Origin of the sequence: Mucilaginibacter panaciglaebae, assembly GCF_039539265.1 — a bacterium.
Lineage (GTDB): Bacteria > Bacteroidota > Bacteroidia > Sphingobacteriales > Sphingobacteriaceae > Mucilaginibacter > Mucilaginibacter panaciglaebae.
Genome location: NZ_BAABCV010000006.1, coordinates 26,743 through 47,488 on the forward strand (window position 1 = coordinate 26,743; position 20,746 = coordinate 47,488).

The 20,746-nt window shown below is 42.9% G+C and carries 24 protein-coding genes; 16 read left to right on the forward strand and 8 right to left on the reverse strand.

Annotated features, from left to right (window positions below):
- The first annotated feature begins 98 nt into the window (after nucleotides 1–98).
- Both hemE and ABD772_RS09295 read left to right on the forward strand, forming a co-directional pair.
- Nucleotides 99–1,127: a uroporphyrinogen decarboxylase gene (hemE, locus tag ABD772_RS09290; RefSeq protein WP_345103171.1), complete on the forward strand. Its 1,029-nt coding sequence runs from the start codon at nucleotides 99–101 to the stop codon at nucleotides 1,125–1,127.
- A gap of 80 nt (nucleotides 1,128–1,207) precedes the next feature.
- Nucleotides 1,208–1,741 carry a CopD family protein gene (locus ABD772_RS09295; protein WP_345103174.1) on the forward strand — a complete coding sequence of 178 codons (534 nt, stop codon included), beginning with the start codon at nucleotides 1,208–1,210 and terminating at the stop codon, nucleotides 1,739–1,741.
- 126 nt (nucleotides 1,742–1,867) lie between these two features.
- Here the strand turns inward: ABD772_RS09295 and ABD772_RS09300 are convergent, their stop codons facing one another.
- Both ABD772_RS09300 and ABD772_RS09305 read right to left on the reverse strand, forming a co-directional pair.
- Nucleotides 1,868–2,137: a PIN domain-containing protein gene (locus ABD772_RS09300; protein WP_345103176.1), complete on the reverse strand. Its 270-nt coding sequence runs from the start codon at nucleotides 2,135–2,137 to the stop codon at nucleotides 1,868–1,870.
- On the reverse strand, nucleotides 2,138–2,317 hold the full coding sequence (locus tag ABD772_RS09305; protein ID WP_345103178.1) for a type II toxin-antitoxin system VapB family antitoxin: 180 nt from the start codon (nucleotides 2,315–2,317) through the stop codon (nucleotides 2,138–2,140).
- Between the two features lie 115 nt (nucleotides 2,318–2,432).
- Between ABD772_RS09305 and ABD772_RS09310 the strand changes: the two genes are divergently transcribed.
- From ABD772_RS09310 to ABD772_RS09325, 4 genes are all read left to right on the forward strand, one after another.
- Nucleotides 2,433–3,005 carry an RNA polymerase sigma factor gene (locus ABD772_RS09310; RefSeq protein ID WP_345103180.1) on the forward strand — a complete coding sequence of 191 codons (573 nt, stop codon included), beginning with the start codon at nucleotides 2,433–2,435 and terminating at the stop codon, nucleotides 3,003–3,005.
- Nucleotides 2,989–3,771, forward strand: a complete 783-nt coding sequence (locus tag ABD772_RS09315; protein ID WP_345103182.1) for a hypothetical protein — start codon at nucleotides 2,989–2,991, stop codon at nucleotides 3,769–3,771. The genes ABD772_RS09310 and ABD772_RS09315 overlap by 17 nt, the downstream gene beginning before the upstream one ends.
- Before the next feature lie 35 nt (nucleotides 3,772–3,806).
- Nucleotides 3,807–4,592 carry an outer membrane beta-barrel protein gene (locus tag ABD772_RS09320; RefSeq protein WP_345103184.1) on the forward strand — a complete coding sequence of 262 codons (786 nt, stop codon included), beginning with the start codon at nucleotides 3,807–3,809 and terminating at the stop codon, nucleotides 4,590–4,592.
- Between the two features lie 104 nt (nucleotides 4,593–4,696).
- Nucleotides 4,697–5,701, forward strand: coding sequence for an ABC transporter ATP-binding protein (locus ABD772_RS09325; RefSeq protein WP_345103186.1), 1,005 nt, complete (start codon nucleotides 4,697–4,699; stop codon nucleotides 5,699–5,701).
- 1,159 nt (nucleotides 5,702–6,860) lie between these two features.
- Here ABD772_RS09325 and ABD772_RS09330 read toward each other — a convergent pair.
- On the reverse strand, nucleotides 6,861–7,808 hold the full coding sequence (locus ABD772_RS09330) for a hypothetical protein (RefSeq protein ID WP_345103188.1): 948 nt from the start codon (nucleotides 7,806–7,808) through the stop codon (nucleotides 6,861–6,863).
- A gap of 661 nt (nucleotides 7,809–8,469) precedes the next feature.
- On the opposite strand from ABD772_RS09330, the gene rpsL reads away from it, so the two are divergent.
- From rpsL to rpsJ, 4 genes are all read left to right on the forward strand, one after another.
- Nucleotides 8,470–8,883 carry a 30S ribosomal protein S12 gene (gene rpsL / locus ABD772_RS09335; protein ID WP_230545452.1) on the forward strand — a complete coding sequence of 138 codons (414 nt, stop codon included), beginning with the start codon at nucleotides 8,470–8,472 and terminating at the stop codon, nucleotides 8,881–8,883.
- 19 nt (nucleotides 8,884–8,902) lie between these two features.
- On the forward strand, nucleotides 8,903–9,370 hold the full coding sequence (rpsG, locus tag ABD772_RS09340; RefSeq protein WP_345103190.1) for a 30S ribosomal protein S7: 468 nt from the start codon (nucleotides 8,903–8,905) through the stop codon (nucleotides 9,368–9,370).
- Nucleotides 9,371–9,500: 130 nt separating this feature from the next.
- Nucleotides 9,501–11,612: an elongation factor G gene (gene fusA / locus ABD772_RS09345; protein ID WP_345103192.1), complete on the forward strand. Its 2,112-nt coding sequence runs from the start codon at nucleotides 9,501–9,503 to the stop codon at nucleotides 11,610–11,612.
- 113 nt (nucleotides 11,613–11,725) lie between these two features.
- Nucleotides 11,726–12,031, forward strand: coding sequence for a 30S ribosomal protein S10 (rpsJ, locus tag ABD772_RS09350; protein WP_022830652.1), 306 nt, complete (start codon nucleotides 11,726–11,728; stop codon nucleotides 12,029–12,031).
- 120 nt (nucleotides 12,032–12,151) lie between these two features.
- Here the strand turns inward: rpsJ and ABD772_RS09355 are convergent, their stop codons facing one another.
- Genes ABD772_RS09355 through ABD772_RS09365 form a run of 3 tightly spaced genes read right to left on the reverse strand, consistent with a single transcriptional unit; the run spans nucleotide 12,152 to nucleotide 14,137 of the window.
- Nucleotides 12,152–12,856 (reverse strand): DUF92 domain-containing protein, encoded by a 705-nt coding sequence (locus tag ABD772_RS09355; protein ID WP_345103194.1) that lies wholly within the window; start codon nucleotides 12,854–12,856, stop codon nucleotides 12,152–12,154.
- A 2-nt stretch (nucleotides 12,857–12,858) separates the two neighbouring features.
- A complete protein-coding gene (locus ABD772_RS09360) occupies nucleotides 12,859–13,293 on the reverse strand; it encodes a hypothetical protein (protein WP_345103196.1) in 435 nt (144 codons plus the stop codon).
- A gap of 19 nt (nucleotides 13,294–13,312) precedes the next feature.
- A complete protein-coding gene (locus ABD772_RS09365) occupies nucleotides 13,313–14,137 on the reverse strand; it encodes a hypothetical protein (protein WP_345103198.1) in 825 nt (274 codons plus the stop codon).
- Nucleotides 14,138–14,269: 132 nt separating this feature from the next.
- Between ABD772_RS09365 and ABD772_RS09370 the strand changes: the two genes are divergently transcribed.
- Nucleotides 14,270–15,529 carry an NAD(P)-binding domain-containing protein gene (locus ABD772_RS09370; protein ID WP_345103200.1) on the forward strand — a complete coding sequence of 420 codons (1,260 nt, stop codon included), beginning with the start codon at nucleotides 14,270–14,272 and terminating at the stop codon, nucleotides 15,527–15,529.
- Between the two features lie 44 nt (nucleotides 15,530–15,573).
- Here ABD772_RS09370 and ABD772_RS09375 read toward each other — a convergent pair whose 3' ends face one another.
- Both ABD772_RS09375 and ABD772_RS09380 read right to left on the reverse strand, forming a co-directional pair.
- Nucleotides 15,574–15,963 (reverse strand): acyl-CoA thioesterase, encoded by a 390-nt coding sequence (locus tag ABD772_RS09375; protein WP_345103202.1) that lies wholly within the window; start codon nucleotides 15,961–15,963, stop codon nucleotides 15,574–15,576.
- Nucleotides 15,964–15,991: 28 nt separating this feature from the next.
- Nucleotides 15,992–17,548, reverse strand: a complete 1,557-nt coding sequence (locus ABD772_RS09380) for a rhomboid family intramembrane serine protease (protein WP_345103204.1) — start codon at nucleotides 17,546–17,548, stop codon at nucleotides 15,992–15,994.
- Between the two features lie 550 nt (nucleotides 17,549–18,098).
- Here ABD772_RS09380 and rplC point away from each other — a divergent pair.
- Genes rplC through rpsS form a run of 5 tightly spaced genes read left to right on the forward strand, consistent with a single transcriptional unit; the run spans nucleotide 18,099 to nucleotide 20,743 of the window.
- Nucleotides 18,099–18,716 (forward strand): 50S ribosomal protein L3, encoded by a 618-nt coding sequence (gene rplC, locus ABD772_RS09385; RefSeq protein WP_345103206.1) that lies wholly within the window; start codon nucleotides 18,099–18,101, stop codon nucleotides 18,714–18,716.
- A 1-nt stretch (nucleotide 18,717) separates the two neighbouring features.
- Nucleotides 18,718–19,347 carry a 50S ribosomal protein L4 gene (gene rplD, locus ABD772_RS09390; protein WP_345103208.1) on the forward strand — a complete coding sequence of 210 codons (630 nt, stop codon included), beginning with the start codon at nucleotides 18,718–18,720 and terminating at the stop codon, nucleotides 19,345–19,347.
- Between the two features lies 1 nt (nucleotide 19,348).
- Nucleotides 19,349–19,639: a 50S ribosomal protein L23 gene (gene rplW / locus ABD772_RS09395; protein WP_345103210.1), complete on the forward strand. Its 291-nt coding sequence runs from the start codon at nucleotides 19,349–19,351 to the stop codon at nucleotides 19,637–19,639.
- 7 nt (nucleotides 19,640–19,646) lie between these two features.
- On the forward strand, nucleotides 19,647–20,474 hold the full coding sequence (gene rplB / locus ABD772_RS09400; protein ID WP_345103212.1) for a 50S ribosomal protein L2: 828 nt from the start codon (nucleotides 19,647–19,649) through the stop codon (nucleotides 20,472–20,474).
- Between the two features lie 2 nt (nucleotides 20,475–20,476).
- Entirely contained in the window at nucleotides 20,477–20,743 is a 267-nt protein-coding gene (gene rpsS, locus ABD772_RS09405) for a 30S ribosomal protein S19 (protein ID WP_194107141.1), read from the forward strand.
- Nucleotides 20,744–20,746: the final 3 nt, after the last annotated feature.

Consider the following 20,746-nt stretch of genomic DNA (forward strand, 5'->3'; position numbering starts at 1 on the left):
GAAAGACAACGTAGAGACACAAGGCGTTTCGTCTTTTAGGCATCCGATAAATAATTGCACAGATACACGATTGTATTGCGTATCTACATATATACAAAATGACCGATTCACTATTTATAAAAGCAGCATTTTCACAGAAAACCGAACGCCCACCCGTTTGGATGATGCGGCAGGCAGGCAGATTTATGCCGCAATACTGGGAAATTAAAAACAAATATAATTTCCTGGAGATGTGTAAAACACCAGAAATAGCAGCCGACGTAACCATGTTGCCGGTTGATCTGCTGGGAATAGATGCTGCGATTTTATTTTCGGACATACTGGTTACCGGCGAGGCTATGGGCGGCGACCTGAGTTTTGAACAAGGCGTTGGTCCACGGTTTGCTAATCCGGTGCGTACTCAAAAAGACGTCGACAACCTGAACACCGATTGTCTTGACAGGTTGCAGTATGTGGCCGATGCTATAAAAGTTATCCAGCAACGGCTGAGCGGCAGTATCCCGCTGATTGGTTTTGCGGGCGCACCGTTTACGGTGATGAGCTATTTAGTTGAGGGCGGATCGTCAAAAGATTTCAAGCTCACCAAATTGATGCTGCATAATGAGCCAAAACTGGCGCATCAACTGTTATCAAAAATAGCTACTGTTACTGCCGGTTATTTGAACCTGCAAATTGCTGCCGGTGTAAATGCTATACAAATATTTGACAGCTGGGCTCAGGCTTTAGCCTGGGATGATTATAAAGAATTTTCGCATCGTTACATTGCCGAGATCATTAGCAAACTGAATAGAAAAGATATTCCGGTTATTTCATTCTGCAAAGGCAGTTCAGTATTTGCGCCATTAATGGCCGAGACCAAACCTGATGTTATTTCTATCGACTGGAACGTTGATTTGCTTGATATCAAAAAGCGCTTGCCGCAAAATATTGCTGTACAAGGCAATCTCGATCCGCATATTTTATACGCTGATAAAAAAGTAATAAAAGAAAGAATCTACCGCTTGTTTGATCGCATGAGAGGAGAGAATGGCTTCATATTTAACCTGGGCCACGGCATTATGCCCGACATCCCGTTTGATAATGTAAAGTACGCGGTAGAAGTGATAAAACAATTTAAATACCAATAAACAAAAGAAGTTTTCATACTGAGGCTCTCGCTTGCCGTTTGAGTGCCTCAGGGTGTCACCCGTGGGTATTAAATTATAACATGTACCAATACGTATTAGCCATACATATCATCTTTGTAGTCTGCTGGATGGCAGGGCTGTTTTATATGGTGCGCCTGTTTATTTACCATACCGAAGCACAGGATAAACCCGAGCCGGCGCGTACTATCCTGTCTGAACAGTTCGGGATCATGGAACGCAAACTGTGGTGGATCATCACAACCCCATCTATGTACCTGGTTTTGGCTGCAGGTATCCTGATGCTTTACCTGATGCCGGCTTGGCTCCAAATGGGTTGGCTGCATATCAAACTTTTGTTTGTGGTGGGGTTGATTGCCTACCATTTCATCTGCCAAAACAAAATGAATCAGATGCGCAAAGGCATCTTCAAATGGACCTCAACCCAATTGCGCCTCTGGAATGAACTGGCTACTCTTATTCTTTTCGCCATAGTTTTCCTGGTGGTATTGAAAAACTCGCTTAACTGGATATTTGGTGTAGTAGGGATAATTGCCTTCTCCGTTGTATTGATGATGGCGGTTAAGATTTATAAGCGATTTAGGGAGAAAAGGTGATCACAATGCCGAAATCAAATCGCTAAATTCTGTTATGCGATCGAAATCTTTATCATCATGAAGAATGGCAATATTGTTTTTGGTCGCAATAAATAGCAATAAGACAATTATTAGGTTTACGTATAGTTATGCCATTTTTCTGAGGTCGCGATATAGTTTAGCAGCTTGCCGTGCGTAACCATAACCGTTCGATGGTAAATTAATAATATCGTTAAAATATTCGCTGATGTTTTGGTAGTCTGTATCAGATACTATTCCCTGCAAAACTTCCTGAACGATCGTCGGACAAGTAGCGACCAGTATATTATTGTTCTCTCTTAAAAAAACACTGGCCTTTGTTTCAATACCTTTAAATATATTAATCCAAACGGAGGTGTCGGCTAAAATAGTTTCCATTTACAAAAATGCCTTATCGTCAATCTCAACCTTCCCCCATAGGTCTATTAAATTTTTTTGACCATCAATACTTACCAACAATTGCAAAGCTTTTTCGATTAATGCCTTTTTTGTTTTAAGGTTGCTATATTTTTGAGCTTTTTGCATCAACTCATCATCTATTTCAATATTTGTTCTCATACACATAAAATTTAATAAATACACCAAACTACGTAATCCTACATTTATAGAATATCATTTTAAATATTTATCATCCCGTGCAACCATTTGTCCTTATTCGTCATCTTACCAATAAATGATGTTATTGAAACCTGCTTACACAATTGATGAACTAATAACCCGAAGCAAGGCGGGCGAACGTAAAGCTCAGGAGATGCTGTATAAGCAGTTTGCTTCAAAAATGCTGGGTGTTTGCATGCGCTACGCGACTGACAGGATGGAGGCTGAAGATATGTTGCAGAATGGCTTTATAAAAATCTTTAACAAGCTGGAAGATTATAGAGGTGAAGGCGCTTTTGAAGGGTGGGTAAGACGCATCATGATACATAGCTCAATAGAGTATTATCGTAAACATCATAAAATAATACAGGTGGTAGATATTGCCGAAATTAGCGATGTGCCGTCAGCTAACCCATCTGCAATGGCAAATATGAGTGCGCAGGAGTTGATGGTATTGATTAAACGGTTGTCGCCGGGATACCGTTTGGTGTTTAATTTGTATGCTATTGAAGGCTATTCGCATAAAGAAATCGCGGAAATTGCCGGCATAACAGAAGGTGCATCGAAATCACAATTGTCAAGGGCCCGCGCAATTTTGAGGGATTTGATTGTAAAAATGGAGGAGAAAAAATATGGATATGCAGGATAAGAATTTTGATAAAATATTCAGATCAAAACTTGAGGATTTTGAAGAGGAGCCGTCGCCAATGGTTTGGAACAACATAGCCGATGAGTTGGAAGGAAAAAAAGATAAACGCTCAATGATTTCATATCTGGGTGCAGCTGCCTGTATAGCGGTGGTGTTTACTGCCGGTTTATTGTTTCTTCAAAAAGATACTAAGCCTGAGCACCATCACAACTATGCGAGTCTGGTTTATCGTGATTCAGCGAAGCCAGCGATGCAGACTGTTACTAAACCAGCTGTGAAACCACAGAAATCTGTAATGGTTGATAACTCTTCAGTAGAAAAAGTTGCTTCAAATAGCGGTAGCCCGCATAGCAGATTCTCGCAGCTGAACCCGCCAACCGCCCCGGTTGTAAATAATACAGATAATGAGGTGAAGCATGAGGGAACTGTAAACGCAAATCTGCAATTAATGGCTCAGATTACAAGGCCGGTAACTACTACCATAAAGCCTGTTATGCCTGATATCCGGTTAACACCAAAAACTATCGATGCTATTGCATCGATCCCGGCTGAAAAGCCCGAAAGTATGGCATGGGCCGATAATAAGGAAGCAGAGCCGGAAAGAAAACATACTATACACAATTTGGGTGGTCTGATCAATGCCCTGGTAGCCAAAATTGACAAACGCGAGGATAAGCTAATAGAGTTCAGCGATAGCGATGATGATGACGCCGGATCAAAAATTACCGCCGTAAATCTCGGATTGGTTAAACTTGGAAAACATTAACTAACATATATAAATAGAATCTAAATACACACAATATGAAACGTCTGATAATCGCTGCTTTATTGTGCAATGCTACAAGCCTGAGCTTTGCACAAATTAAAACTGTAAAAACAACTACCACCACAGTCACCGGTAACGATACAACTACAACTGTTAAAAAGTCAACTAACATTGCGAGACAGCGCCATGCTAAATCGTCGGGCTTTAATTTTGGCCTCACATTTTCAAGGTTTGATCTGGGGCTAACTACTTTAATTGACAATGGTAGCTTCACCTTGTCGCCAAAAAACGACTTTTTGAGCTACCGTTCGTGGAAATCAAGCAATGTAGGCTTTGATTTACTGCAATTTGGCTATCGTTTTAGTCCTGGTTTTAAAGTGTATATGTCAGCGGGTTTCGACTGGACCTTGATACGCCTGCGTAATGACATCACCATACAAAGAAATGCTCCGGTATTAACTTATGTTACAGACAGCATCCACTTTAGCAAAAATCGCTTTTCGTCAACCTATTTGCGTGTGCCGCTTTCATTTGAGTTTAGAACTAAAGAATACAGCAATGGTAAACGCTTTCGCTTTATTGTTGGTCCGGAAGCGGGCTTGCTGTTAAACGCTCGTGTTAAGCAGATCAGCGACGAACGTGGCAAACAGAAATTTGATGACGACTATCATTTTGCGAAAGTACGTTACGGCGCTTTTACCCGCATAGGCTACGGTTGGTCGGGTTTGTACGCTAAATATTATTTTAACGATATGTTTGAAAACAGCCCTGCGCAAGAAGGTTTAAGAAATTTTGCGATCGGTTTAACGTTTGGTTTCTAAAACAATAACCCTACATATATCAGGCAAAGGCGGTTCAGTTGGATCGCCTTTTGTTTTTCATAATAAAATACAGGCCATAACTCAAACCATTCTATCTTTGCGGCATGAGCGATACGTCTTTTTTGCAGGCTTTAGCAGTTAGTAAAACTTACCCCGGCGAGCGAGTAGCGGGAGTAAAGCGGATAAGTTTGAACATAAAGCCTCAAAAGATAACGGCCATTATAGGCGAAAGTGGCAGCGGCAAAAGCACATTGCTGCGTTTGTTGTACGGGTTATTGTCGCCGGATGACGGCCGCGTATTATTTAAGGGCGAACGCATCTGGGGGCCCGAAGAAAAGCTGATCCCCGGGCACGATGCCATGAAAATGGTGACCCAGGATACTGATGGACTGAACCTGTATGCTAAAGTTTGGGATAATATTGCTGTATTAATGCCCAATACAGATGTTTCAGCTAAAGAAGAACGTACCAGCCAGGTGCTACAACAGCTTAATATTTTAAAACTGGCCAGTAAGCAAGCTTTCTTTTTAAGTGGTGGAGAAAAGCAGCGTGTGGCCATAGCCCGCGCGCTGATAACCCGTCCGGAAGTTTTGTTGCTTGATGAACCTTTCAACCAGGTAGATACATCTTTCAGAGAGGGCTTGCAACAGGACATCCGGCAGATTGTGCATGATACCGGTTTAACAGTGATCATGGTATCACATGACCCGGCCGAGGTACTCTCGATGGCCGATGAATTGATTGTGCTGAAAGATGGCGAGATCATTGAAGCGGGGCACCCGAAAACTTTATACCAAGCCCCCCAGAACTTATATACCGCCAAACTCCTTACCAATTGCAATGTGCTGAGCCAGGCAAATGCTGCACTATGCGGTATCAGTACCAAAGCTGCAGACGTAGTGATCTACCCCGAATGGGCCGCCCCAACCGGCAGCTGGACCCGCAAAGACTGGACGGTGAAACAGGTGCTGTTTAAGGGTAACCATGAAGACTTGCTGGTTAACAAAGGCGATATCACCTTGCGGGTATTGAATGACGAGCCTGATAAATATAAGTTGGGCGATAAGGTGCATATTAAAATCAATAAGTACCTGGCGTTTGATAACTGATCCACATGCGAGTGTGTATCAATTTGGATCGATTGGATCACTCCTTCGATGTAAATGATTAATAATCAGAATCTTAATAAAACTAAGCTTTTCGTTTGGATCGATTTGGATCACTTTTCCTGACTTTTAAGTGTTTTTTGGATCACTAACTTCGAACTGACCGCTTAAAAACCATTAAAAATTAGACAGAACAATTCCTAAAAAAACCGCAATCGGTACGCAAAAGAGTAATGAAATTTTCGTTGTTTTTTTCGGAGTATGGCATTTACAAGGGAAACCGATATCAATATTACGTCTATCCAAATAGCCAATAGGCAGTATACGCTATCGCTTCGCCAAGTAACTGCCGGGAGGGGAGATTTACGTATGGCATTATACTTGTACCCGGAATACCATACGTAACACCAAAGCAAACCATACAAAACAAAGCTTATATAAGCTATAGGATGTTGTTTAATAATTTGCCAGGTTGTTTTCATTTAGGTTAATTGGTAACTTTAATACAGTTTGTCTAATAAGGTAACCCAAAAAACTGTAGTCCAAACAATTAGGCTATAATCAGCATTATACAATAAACATTACCCCTATGAAAAGCAAGATATTTGGATTTGTACTGCTTGTCGCAGTAATAGGTATGTTAAACACAGGTTGCGGATCGACGAGGGCATTGCCAAAACCGCCTGCGCCCCCCGGAGCTCCCGCGCATCCATAAATTTTAAATGCCCGTCCTGGCTTGGATGGGCATTTTTGTTTTGAGAGATTTGCGCGCCTGCCTTGTTGTGTTGTCTCCACCAATGTAGGGTCAACGGATACTGATATTTAAGCATTTTGTTATTTCGACGATAGGAGAACTTCTCTCTTGAGCGATAGCCAAAAAACCTATACACGGATAGATAGCCGACTTGCCTGTCGCTTCGATAGGCGCTTCACGCACCGGGCTTGCCTCGCTCAATTGCCGCGAATGGCTGTTACTTTGTCTTGGACACAAAGTAACAAAGTCAAGTCAGACGAAATGCTTTCTTTGCCGCACTGTGCCCATTGCGCTGCAAAGCCGGTAAAACCACGGGGCCGGACAGCCTTTGCCCCGCTTCGCACGCTTTAGGCCTGTGCTTCTGCAAATTCTGTAATGCCCCCTGCAGCCGCACCGGCTGGCATTGTTTTACCGTCTTTCGCCCGAAAGCCCCGTCTGACGGGCGCTGACAAAATCCTGCGTTCTTGCGCGTCCGCCTTTGTTATGTGTTGTCGCATACTGGTCTAAGTTTAATGAAATGTAACGTACTTTTTTATAGTCCTGCTCTGCATACTGTACTTCACTGCTCCGGTCGATGATAGGAGCTCCTGCGCCGGGGAATTCTTCGATCTTGAACAGGCCAATGCCGTCTTCACGAGCGGCGATACAAAGAAAATTATCTATAATCAAAATGTCGCTCCAATTATATTTTCCGGACTTAGTTTCCCATCCGAACGATTTTTCTAGCCGGATATAATCTTGATAGTTCCCCGTCCGGAAGATATTAATATATTTTCCACCTCCTGCATCTCCATGCGTAGAAGATAATAAGGCTAAATAAGTAGCAGACATGCTGCCCTTTTTTATAGTTTTATAAGTGCCGTTATTGGGTAACTGTAGAGTATTAACTAGGCAGGGTGCATATGGGTCTTTAAAATCGTAAGTCAGGATATAGGGGTAGACAATATTATCCACAGCTATCACACTATCGCCGTTAAGGAGTAGATCATCTACACATTTACCACTTTTTTGAAAGGGCATTTCCAGCGCTGTAAACTGTCCGCTTAAAAGATTATAAGTCGCGACCAATTCGCGTGAACGTATATTGTTGCCAAAACTTAAATTATTTTCTCCACCGAGTACGATATGATTTTTAATCACCGCTAAAGATTTCGGCGAGATCATTTCCGGAAAATCGACCAGTTTGTAAAAAGCGAAACTGCCGTCGGCCAGCAATTGACCGTAGATAATAAGTTTTCTTTCTTTATCCAAACAAGCAGCCATACCATCTGCTGATATGGCATAACGCATGCCAGTGGGGAATAAGGTCTTCTGAAGGACCTTGATCGCATTGTCTCTGACAATGGCGGTGGACATAACGTCTCCGGCTGGGAGTAAAAAAATAGGATAGGCCGTAGCAATTCGGTCTTAATAAACAAGGCATACAATATCACCATAATTTTAGATTAAATAGTGCTACAACGTGATTTTAAGATTTCGACATTTATAATGCTATTTAGCTTGACCATCGTATCCCAAGCTGGCCAAAGTGAAGGAGGTTCCTCGTCGCTCCTTAATAAATGTATCAATTAATCTTACAAATCATAGTGCAAACAAATGGCCCCAGCGCGTCGGCCGCGTTAAGGATTGCAGCAGATACCGGCTTGTGGCTAAGGCCTGCGCAGTATGAGCGGAAAGCCTGGGCCGCAGGCAACGCCATTGCTCGCCAATCACATCTATACCATCAACCATGTCAAATTACCTACTTAATTAACCCATTAACTACTCACCTAACCCACCAAAACCCCACCAATCTAATTACTCACTATCTTTCTGAATCTTTCGCTCCATATAACCAATCAGCAGCTTACCAACTATCCACACCACCCACCCAATCGCGCCAATCAAATTAATTGAAAAATATTTTCGTATAACCACTTGAAAATCATAAAATAACTCCGTACTTTTGCAGTCCCGAAAACTGCCCGCCAATGTAGGCGGCAGCGGGAATAGAGAAAAACAAAACAAGAAAGCAAGAATGCCTACTATCAATCAATTAGTTAGAAAAGGTAGAGTAGCTCTGGTTGACAAGAGTAAGTCGCCAGCGTTGGACAGCTGTCCACAGCGAAGAGGAGTATGCACCCGCGTGTATACCACTACCCCTAAGAAACCAAACTCAGCAATGCGTAAAGTTGCCCGTGTGCGCTTAACCAACGGTAAAGAAGTAAATGCTTACATTCCTGGTGAAGGCCACAACTTACAAGAGCACTCAATCGTGTTGATCCGTGGCGGTCGTGTTAAAGACTTACCGGGTGTACGTTACCACATCATTCGTGGTGCACTGGACACTTCTGGTGTTGCAGGTCGTAACCAACGTCGTTCAAAATATGGTACTAAACGCCCTAAACCAGGTCAAGCTGCTGCAGCTCCTGCAAAAGGTAAAAAGAAATAATTAAAGGAGGATAGTAACAATGAGAAAATCAAAACCAAAAAAAAGAATCCTTCTTCCTGATCCAAAATTCAATGATGTTTTGGTAACCAGGTTTGTAAATAATATGATGTATGATGGTAAAAAATCTACCGCTTACAGCATTTTCTATAACGCAGTTGATATTGTTGAGAAAAAAACCAGCGAAAATGGTTTAGAGACCTGGAAAAAGGCTTTGAACAACATTATGCCGGCTGTTGAAGTTAAAAGCCGCCGTGTAGGTGGTGCTAACTTCCAGGTTCCAACTGAGGTTCGTCCGGAGCGTAAAATTGCTTTGGGTATGAAATGGTTGATCAGCTATGCACGCAGACGTGGCGAAAAAACCATGATGGAGAAATTAGCAGGAGAGATCATCTCGGCAGCTAAAGGTGAAGGTGCAGCAGTGAAAAAGAAAGAGGATACGCACAAAATGGCCGAGGCTAACAAAGCGTTCTCACACTTTAGATTCTAATTAATGAATTATTGAATTAGTGAATTATTGATTTGGTAATATCAACCTAATCAGTAATTCATTATTTCGGAGATTCAATGAACATTTAAAATATTCATTAATTCAATAATTCAATAACTCAATAATTAATATGTCAAGAGATCTAAGATATACAAGAAACATAGGTATTGCTGCTCACATTGATGCAGGTAAAACTACCACAACCGAGCGTATCCTTTATTATGCCGGCGTTAGCCACAAAATAGGTGAGGTACACGAAGGTGCTGCTACGATGGACTGGATGGCGCAAGAGCAGGAGCGTGGTATTACCATTACTTCGGCTGCTACTACAGTTAACTGGAAATACAGAGGCCACAACTATCACATGAACATCATTGATACACCCGGACACGTGGATTTTACCGTAGAGGTGAACCGCTCGTTACGTGTACTGGATGGTCTGGTTTTCTTATTTAGTGCGGTTGATGGTGTTGAACCACAATCAGAAACTAACTGGAGGCTTGCTAATAACTACAACGTTGCCCGTATAGGTTTCGTTAACAAAATGGATCGCAGCGGTGCCGACTTTTTAAATGTTGTAAAACAGGTAAAAAGCATGTTGGGCAGCAACGCAGTACCATTGCAATTGCCAATTGGTGCCGAAGAGAACTTTAAAGGTGTGGTTGATTTGATCAACTGGAGAGGTATTGTCTGGAATGAGCATGATAAGGGTATGACCTTTACTGAAGTGCCTATCCCCGAAGATATGGTTGACGAAGCTACCGAGTGGAGAGAGAAATTATTAGAGTCGGTTGCTGAGTATGACGAGTCGTTAATGGAGAAATTCTTTGACGCACCGGATACTATTACTGAGCGCGAGGTGCTTGACGCTTTACGTAAAGCAGTATTAGACGCTAAAATCGTTCCGATGGTATGCGGTTCATCTTTTAAAAACAAAGGTGTACAAACCATGCTTGATTATGTGATGGAATTGCTTCCTTCACCTATGGACGTTGAAGGTATCATTGGTACCAACCCTGATACAGGCGAAGAAATATTACGTAAACCGGATGTTAAAGAGCCGTTTGCGGCTTTAGCATTTAAAATTGCTACTGACCCGTTTGTAGGCCGTTTATGCTTTATCCGTGTTTACTCTGGTAACCTGGAGGCAGGCTCGTATGTACACAACATGCGTTCTGACAATAAAGAGCGTATCTCTCGTATATTCCAAATGCACGCTAACAAGCAAAACCCGATCCCTAATGTAGGTGCTGGTGATATTGCTGCCGTAGTAGGCTTTAAAGATATTAAAACAGGTGATACTCTTTGTGACGAAAAACATCCGATCATCCTGGAATCAATGAATTTCCCTGACCCGGTTATCGGTTTAGCTATTGAGCCTAAAACTCAGGCAGACGTTGATAAATTGGGTATGGCTTTAGGTAAGTTAGCCGAAGAGGATCCAACCTTCCGTGTAAACTCTGACGAAGAGACCGGACAAACTGTAATTTCAGGTATGGGCGAACTTCACTTGGATATCATCATGGACCGCTTAAAACGCGAGTTTAAAGTTGAGGTTAACCAGGGTGCTCCGCAGGTTGCTTACAAAGAGTCAATCACAGGTACTATCCAACACCGCGAAACTTACAAGAAACAAACCGGTGGTCGTGGTAAATTTGCTGATATACAGGTTATATTATCACCAAATGACGAAGGTAAAGAAGGTTTACAATTTGTTAACGAAATTAGCGGTGGTGCTATCCCTCGTGAGTTTATTCCATCTGTCGAAAAAGGCTTTGCAGCTTCAATGGCAAATGGTGTGTTGGCAGGTTACCCTTTAACCAGCTTAAAAGTACGGTTAATTGATGGTTCATTCCACGCAGTCGATTCGGACGCGCTATCTTTCGAGTTAGCTGCCAAGATGGCTTACCGTGAGGCATTGCCAAAATGTAAACCGGTATTATTAGAGCCGATCATGAAAATCGAGATCTTAACCCCTGAAGAAAACATGGGTGATGTTATCGGTGACATGAACCGTCGTCGTGGCCAGCTGTTAGGTATGGACTCACGTGCAGGTGCACAGGTAATTAAAGCTACCGTGCCGCTTTCAGAAATGTTTGGCTATGTAACCCAGTTACGTACCATCACATCTGGCCGTGCTACTTCAACCATGGAGTTTGATCACTATGCCGAAGCGCCACGTAACGTACAGGAAGAAGTAGTTGCTAAAGCAAAAGGCAAAAGAGCTGCCGCAAACGCGTAATTAAAGATTAGTTGATTGGTGATTAAAGATTAGTTGCCAATCAACTTTTAAAATCAATAAATCCGATCGCTCCTAATAAATAGCTCTTAGGAATTGTCATTAAAACAAACAAAATGAGCCAAAGAATCAGAATCAAATTAAAATCTTACGATTACAACCTGGTTGATAAATCAGCAGAGAAGATCGTAAAAACAGTAAAGCCGACAGGCGCTGTAGTTAGCGGACCGCTTCCGTTACCAACCGAAAAGAAAATTTTCACTGTTTTGCGTTCACCGCACGTAAACAAAAAAGCACGTGAGCAATTCCAACTATGCTCTTACAAAAGACTATTGGATATCTACAGCTCAAACTCAAAAACTGTAGATGCGCTGATGAAACTTGAGTTGCCTAGCGGCGTTGAAGTTGAGATCAAAGTGTGATAGGACCGGAAGATCCAAAATATATAAAAAGCCATTCGATTGAGGTCGGATGGCTTTTTGTTTGAAATAAGTGTCATTCTGAGCGATAGCGAGGAATCTGCCAGGCGGCACCATACATGATTACACTAACAACCAACACACTATTGCCCCAGCCAGTGTATTCAAAAGGTTAACTGAATTGTTGCCAATAAAGCTGCGTCGCTCCAACGACGCACCCAATATAGAATCAATTAAATTTCCGATAAATCCTGCCAGAGTGATCCAGCAGAAGACAATGCCCCAGCCCGATGCCGCTGAATAGATTGCGGCTATCACTATGGAGCCTGCCAGGCCTATTAAGGTACCCTCAATACTGATTACTCCATCCAGTCCGCAGGTGTCTTTTTTTAAAGTAAGAATATTGAAAAACCTGCGACCATAAATCATTCCTAATTCTGAGGACAAGGTATCGGCTGTAGCTGCAGCCATGCTACCTGCAATCATCAACAAGGCGATGTTTGCTTTATCTGGCGACAGCCAACTCGCCAAACCTAATAAACCAGCTATGCCGCCATTAGCTAATACCTGCCCTGCTGTGCGGCGGCCTTTGTTTTTTTCGGCCATGCCGAGTGCTGTTTTTTTATTGATATGCCATTTCGTAGCCCATGAACCGATGAAGAAAAACGTAGCTAACAGAATAAGTCCGGCAATGCCCGCGCCTTTATAAATGCATAAGCCAACAACATAGCCGGTTACTGCACCGGTGAGCGTTAACTTGCCGGTGCGATAAGCAAGCACTGCGGCCACTAATAAGGCGATGTAAACAATCAGATCAGTAAAGGTCATACTCATTCCCCTGGATTCAGAAAGTCCTGCCAAACGCCCTCTAATTCATCAATCAGTTCGGGGCGGATGGATATGCCTGATGCCTGCGGCGTCCAGGTTTGTGCAGCGAGGTTACCGGTCCTTAAAATATCGAGGCTGAGGATGGGCTCTTTATCCGGATTAAGCAATACATCCAGCGCTATAGTGATCCGGTGATAATGCCGCCCTTTACGGAAAGCCAGGTAAGGCTCTGAGGCAATAATGCCGGATGCAAAAATTCCTTTGGGTTCAACGCCTACACGGACTACATAAGCGCGGTCGCCCGGCTGAATGGTTTTATGGCTGGCCACGCTCCAGTTATCCTCGAGTTTGCCGTTTTTAGCCAGTGTTTTAATATCATTAGCAATATCCGCCCACTCAAATTTAAGAGGGTTCCATCCAAAAAGATAAGCTTTCATTTTCGGGCGACTGATTGATCTATCCCCGCCCGGTTAGCTCATCCAGTTTGTTGCGCTCTGTTTGTAGCTCGCGAGCCAGTTTCTTTTCCTTTTCGTTGGCTTTGGCCTTGAACGTTTTAAACTCCTCCTCTAACTCGTTATACAAGGTAATACGATAAATGGCTTCTTTACGAGAACTACCTGTTCGGGCAATAACTATAGCAGCTATAGCACCTATAACCAGCACCAACCCCCACATGATCAAGTTATAACTACTTTTTGTAAGGTCAATGCCCAAAAAGCTTATAGAATCGGTTTGTGTAAGTGCTTGCTCTTTAGCGGCTACATCGGCCTGCAGCCCGGTAATAGTTTTGGCCTGCTCAGTGATCTTGTCATTAGCAGCTTTCAACTGATTGTGTACGCCGCGTAAGGTATCCGTATAATTCTTCCAAATCGCATCTACAAATGGTCTTTGGTAGTTATACACTTTAGTAAGCAAATATTGGTATTGGCCATACAGGCTCTTGTCTACTTTAGGTGCAGTTGCAGCAGGTTGTGTATCTGCCTGTGTAACCGGCGTAGTTGTAGCAACAGTTGAAGATGTTGAGGCAGCTTTTTTTATACTGTCGGCCTTCAGCCGTTCGCGATAGGTTTTGGCATAGGTGCCGTAACCATATCTGCTATAGGGCTTGCCGGTTTTGGGGTTAATGGGAATGCCACCCGGCTTGGCTGTGGCAGGTTTTGCCACTGTCGCCGGTTTTTTAACAACTGCTTTGTTCACGCTGTCTTGTGCGCTGGCAATGGCTAAATAACCAAATAGCGCCAGCAATAACAGCGGTAGTCGCAACATGAAATAGTTCTTCATAATTGTAAAATTATACAATGATACCTTAAAAAAATAGTAAAGAGCTGGTTTTTTACAGGTTTGCGCTATAAATAGGCATCACTTATTTAACCCTTAGTACGCATTTTTGCTGCACTTAGTTATATTAGCAGCATGAATATCGGAATTATAGGTTTAGGTGACATGGGAAGGCTATACGCAAAGGCGTTTGCGACAGCAGGCTATACCGTTACCGGCTGCGATTTGCCGGCCAACAGACAGCAGTTGGAGCAGGATTTATCGCCCTTTAACATTAAGGTGTTAGATAGCGGTAAAGAGGTATCACAGACCAGCGACCTGATCATTTATTCTGTCGAGGCCGAGCGTATTGCTAAAGTAGTTGCCGAGTATGCCGGATTCACTAAACCCGGTGCCATTGTGGCCGGGCAAACGTCAGTAAAAACACCCGAAATACTGGCGTTTGAAAAATACCTGCCGCAAAGCGCACAGATCATCACTTTTCATGGGATGCATGGCCCGGGGTTTGAGCCGGAAGGCCAAACATTGATACTGATACCACACCGCTATGACGCTGCCGCACGTCAGCGCATGATTGACTTATTTACAGCCATTGGTTCTGACATTGTCGAGTTAGCTGACTACCACGAGCACGATAAAATAGTTGCCGACACCCAGGCCGTAACCCACGTAGGTTTTGAAAGCATGGGCACCGCCTGGAAAGAAGCCGGTTTCTTCCCCTGGGAAAACGCGTCATACATAGGGGGTATTGACAATGTGAAGATTTTAACTACCCTGCGTATATTCAGTTATAAGGCACACGTATATGCCGGGTTGGCTATATTGAATCCCTACGCCCGCCAGCAGGTGAGGCAGTATGCGGTATCTGAATCGGAATTGTTCAAGCTGATGATACAGGAAGAGGAAGCCGCTTTCCGTAAACGGCTTTACCGTGCGCGCGACTTTGTGTTTCATAAAAGCCGCAAACCTATTATGTTAAATGACAAGGTGATGAAAGAGTTCTCGTTAGGCAAGGATCATGACAAGCAGAAACCTAATTCGCACCTGAGTATTCTGAGTATGGTTGATGCCTGGTATCATCTGGGCGTTAACCCGTACGATAACCTGATCTGCCAGACACCGCCGTTTCGCTTGCGGTTGGGTATTGCTGAATACCTGTTTAAAGAAGAAGAACTGCTGGAAGAATCGATACAGGCGGCTTTATACGACAAAACTATCCGTGGCGACGATCTGGAGTTTCACTCGGCTGTACGTGAGTGGGCGTCGATTATTGGTTATGGCGATATGGAGGGCTATAAGAAACACTTTAACGAGGTGCAGAAATTCTTTGATGGCCGGCTGGAAGAGGGTAAGCGGCAAAGCGCAGAGCTGATCAGAAGATTGATGATGGAGTAGTGCGGCACTGTATCGACGCGCGTGAAGTTTTGAAGCAGTTTCAATTATTCCCTTAAACGCTCATCAGTATACGTAATCTCTGTACGACCATGCCTAACCGGTTTGCCGTTTTCGTCGACACTAACAAACACAATCTTATCAACAGTAAGTATTGTTTTTTGCGTGATCTTATTGCGCACGGCGCAGGTCAGAGTAATTGAGGTATGGCCAAAATGAGTAGCCTTAATGCCCAGTTCTATAATGTCGCCCTGACGGGCCGAGTTAACAAAGTTTATCTCAGACATATATTTGGTAACACAGCCGTTGGTGCCTAATTGAATAATGCTGTAAATGGCAGCTTCCTCGTCTATCCAGGCCAACAGGCGGCCGCCAAATAGCGTTCCGTGAGCGTTCAGGTCTTCGGGTTTTACCCATTTGCGTGTATAGAAATTCATTTAGTACTAAATTATGCCGCAAATATACTCACTCTTCGCCATCTTCCATGTCCGGATCATTGCCGGTTTTACTCCAATCTATCCGCAAATCATTTATAATTTGGGTGGTGTTGTTAATCTCCGCGCGATATTTTACCTGGTCGCGGTCGCGGAATTCTTTATATAGCAACGTAAATAATTTACATTCCTGTAAAATCAACCTTGATTTAATATTGGCCAGGGCCTTTTGTTTTTTAGGTAATAACAGTCGATCCATCCTGTTGGCAATGAGCTTTAACGTATCAATTTCGGGCAGTGCTTTATGGTTTAGCAGCAGCATCACCGAATCGCGGCTAACACCATAGTTTCCGTAAAAATCGCGTTGCAGTTTGTCCGATAACTGTTGCGATTGGTGAGTAAGTTGTCTTAAATCTTTAAACTGATAAATAGGAGCAAGAGCCAGGCAGCAGCCAGTATATATAACCGTAGCAGTTGCCGCAAATAGGATGATCAATTTTTGCCTGTTGCTTTTTAATCCCATATAAGCAATCCACCCGAATAAATAGCCCGATACCAGACCGCCAAAATGCGCGGCATGATCCACACGTTTGCCTACCGGGATGATACTATAAGCGACAAATATGGCAGTGCTGATCAGCAACGCACGCCGTGCATTGGCTTCGTAAAAGTTAGTGCTCAGCAGCGCTAACAGTACACCGAATAAGCCAAATATAGCGCCCGAAGCGCCGGCCATTACAACATGGTCATGCCATACTACGGATGTTACACTGGCGCAAATACCCGTTAATAAATACAGCAGCAGGTAATTCCATTTGCCAAGCTTTGATTCAATAAGCGACCCGATGTAGATTAAAACAACCATATTGCCGGCAAGATGCAGTAGCGAGAAATGAGAGAATACGCTGGTTACCAAACGCCATACCTGCCCGCTTAAAACCGCATTGCGGGTACTAAACCCAACCGACAGATACAAGCCTTCAATATCATTTTTAAGATAGTGCATTACAGTACCATGATGGCGTGATGCATTCAGTATGCCGGCCAAGAGCAAGGCCAGCATTATTATACGTGTGGCAAAAAAGGCAGCGATATTAATAAGCACCACAACGGGTGTAATGTAATACCCCGGCTTTGGCGTAAAGGCTGCCAAAAAATCGCGCAGCTTTTCTTTATAGCCCATTGGTGGGTCTTCCAGGGTAATAAACTTGTTTTCGGGTGTGCTGTCTATTAGCTGTTGTGTGGTTTCATGTAAATTCTCTTTAAGGTGGTATTCTACATATTCAATCTCGCCATCTAAAAGCAGCTCCAGGTTTTTGGCATTCTTGCCATAATCAGTAAAGAAAAACTGGTAACCCACGCATTCGCTTTTGATGATGACGTTGTTACCTTCAATGCGGGCCGATACCTCTTCGGCATAGCTTTCCCACGATATAGGCGTGTATCCAATAATGCCGTCCCTGTTAAAATAGCTTATGCGCCAGCCCAGGCTTTTATAGGCATGGTAAAGCAGGGTAAGGTAATAGTCGGGGCTGTAGTTGCCCAATGGGATAGTTATTATTTTTCGGGGTGATATGCCAAAGGCCATAACAGGTTTAAATTGATGTTTAAATATAGGTTTTATAGTAATTAGTTAATTAGTGGTTGGTGATAAAAAAGAAGTATTGTAGTGTGTTATCTGTGGTGAGTTTGCGTTAGGGATTGAAGCGGATACCGGCTTTGCGGTTAAGGCCTTGTGCAGTATGAGCGTAAAGCCCGGGCCGAAGGTAACGCCCTCTTAATGCCGGCTAAGTGAGTAGCCGGAGCATTGATTCGCCCGGTCAGCCTTTCTTCTGCCAGGGGGCAGGCGCTTATTCTTGATTACGGATATTTTAATTTTTCAAATGTCTGTGAAACTGAATCGGTGCTTATTTAAAAGTTGACGACCTGCGAGTTAATATAACGGACAATTGCATGCGCGGCGCCCTTTACCACACATATAATCAACTTTTTATCGGTTTTAAATATTTATTAAAAAATAAGCTGGTAACTATTTGACAATTAAAGTAAAGTTGCTATCTTTGCCGTCCCTTTCGAGGGGAAAATATAATGCCTTGAACGAAGCCCTACTGCTTCGATGGGCACAAACACATAAAAAAATGTCAGGAATAATTGGTAAAAAAGTAGGAATGACCAGCATATTCGACGACTCAGGGAAAAACATCCCTTGCACAGTTATCGAAGCTGGCCCTTGCGTAGTAACACAAGTAAGGTCTGTTGAAACAGACGGTTATGCAGCAGTACAGCTAGCATACGGCGAGAAAAAGGAGAAAAACACTTCTGCACCTCTTAAAGGCCATTTCCAGAAAGCCGGAACAACCGCAAAACGTAAACTTGTTGAATTTAAAACTTTCGAAGACCAAAAATCTTTAGGTGACACTGTTACTGTAGAAATTTTTGCTGAGGGAGATTTTGTCGATGTAGTGGGTACGTCAAAAGGTAAAGGCTTCCAGGGTGTGGTTAAGCGTCACGGTTTTGGTGGTGTGGGTATGCAAACTCACGGTCAGCATAATCGTTTACGTGCTCCGGGTTCATTGGGTGCTTCATCTTGGCCGTCAAGAGTATTTAAAGGCATGCGTATGGCAGGCCAAATGGGTAATGAGAGTGTTAAAATTCAAAACTTAGAAGTATTGAAAGTTTACGCAGAGCAAAACCTGTTAGTAGTTAAAGGTTCCATCCCAGGGGCTAAGGGTTCATTCGTTATAGTGGATAAATAAGATGGAAGTTAAAGTATTAAACGTATCAGGTAAAGAAACAGGTGCCAAGGTGCAACTTCCTGAAGCTATATTCGGTATAGAGCCCAATGATCATGCAATATACTTAGACGTTAAGCAATTTTTAGCTAACCAACGTCAGGGTACGCATAAAGCAAAACAACGTAATGAAATTGCTGGTTCAACCCGCAAATTATATAAACAAAAAGGTACAGGCGGTGCACGTGCCGGTAGCGTAAAATCTCCATTGTTTAATGGTGGTGGTCGTGTATTCGGTCCGCAGCCGCGCGATTACAGCTTTAAGTTGAATAAAAAACTTAAAGTATTGGCTCGCTACTCTGCCTTAACTTACAAAGCTCAGGAGAGCAATGTAATCGTTTTAGAAGATTTTAGCTTTGACTCAATCAAAACTAAAAGCTACATAAAACTGGTTGCCGACATTAACGCTAGTGATGTTAAAACATTATTAGTATTGCCTGCAGCAAATAACAATGTGTATTTATCAAGCAGAAACCTTAAAAAGACAAAGGTTACCACCGTTGACCAAATTAACACTTATGATGTGTTAAATGCTGGTAAATTGGTGTTGACAACCGGTGCTGTTAAAATTTTGGAGGAAGCATTAGCTAAGTAATATGGAAATTTTAAGAAAACCCTTACTTACTGAAAAGGTAGCTCAAATCACTGAGAAGCTTAACCGTTATGCTTTTATAGTTGACCCAAGGGCTAACAAAATTCAGATCAAAACAGCAATCGAAACCATGTATGGCGTTAATATCACTGCTGTTAATACAATGAGATACGTTGGAAAACTGAAAAGTCGTAACACTAAAGCAGGTTTGGTACAAGGCCGTTCTGCAACCGTGAAAAAAGCGATTGTGACGTTGAAAGACGGTGAAACAATAGATTTTTACAGCAATATATAATTAAGACATGGCAGTAAAGAGATTTAAACCGGTTACGCCGGGTACCCGCTTCAGAGTTGATGTATCTAACTCAGATATTACAACAAACGTTCCTGAAAAGTCGTTGGTTGTATCGGTAAACACCAGATCTGGTGGTCGTAACCACAGTGGTAAAATGACTATGCGCTACCTGGGCGGTGGCCATAAAAAAGCATATAGACTAATTGACTTTAAACGCAATAAGTTTGACATCCCTGCAAAAGTTGCTACTATCGAGTATGATCCTAACCGTTCTGCACGTATAGCTCTGCTACACTTTGCAGATGGTGAGAAAAGATATATGATCGCTCCTGAAGGTTTAACTGTAGGCATGACCGTAGTGTCAGGCGTATCAGTAGCACCTGAAGTTGGTAACACAATGCAGTTGAAATCTATCCCGTTGGGTTCAATCATTCATAACATTGAATTGAATCCTGGTCAGGGTGGTGTGATAGCACGCTCTGCTGGTACTTATGCACAGCTTTCAGCACGTGATGGCAAATACGCTATCATCAAATTGCCTTCAGGCGAAACCCGTATGATCTTAGCTACTTGTTTAGCTACTATCGGTACCGTTTCAAATGGTGAAAAAGCAAACGCGGTATTAGGTAAAGCTGGTCGTAACCGCTGGTTAGGCCGTCGCCCAAGAGTTCGTGGTGTAGCCATGAACCCGGTAGATCACCCTATGGGTGGTGGTGAGGGTAGAGCCTCAGGTGGTCATCCACGTTCACGTAAAGGTTTGTTAGCTAAAGGCTACAAAACCCGTGACAAGAAAAAAGGGTCTGATCGTTATATCATTGAAAGAAGGAAGAAATAATAATGGCACGTTCAATTAAAAAAGGACCTTATATTGACCATAACCTTGACAAAAAAGTCTTGACGTTAAATGAGTCAAATAAAAAATCGGTTGTAAAAACATGGTCACGTCGTTCCATGATTTCTCCTGATTTCGTTGGTCATACATTCGCGGTACACAACGGTAACAAATTCATCCCTGTGTATGTAACAGAAAATATGGTTGGTCATAAGCTGGGAGAGTTTGCGCCAACCCGTACATTCCGCGGTCACGCAGAAAAGAAAAAATAAGCA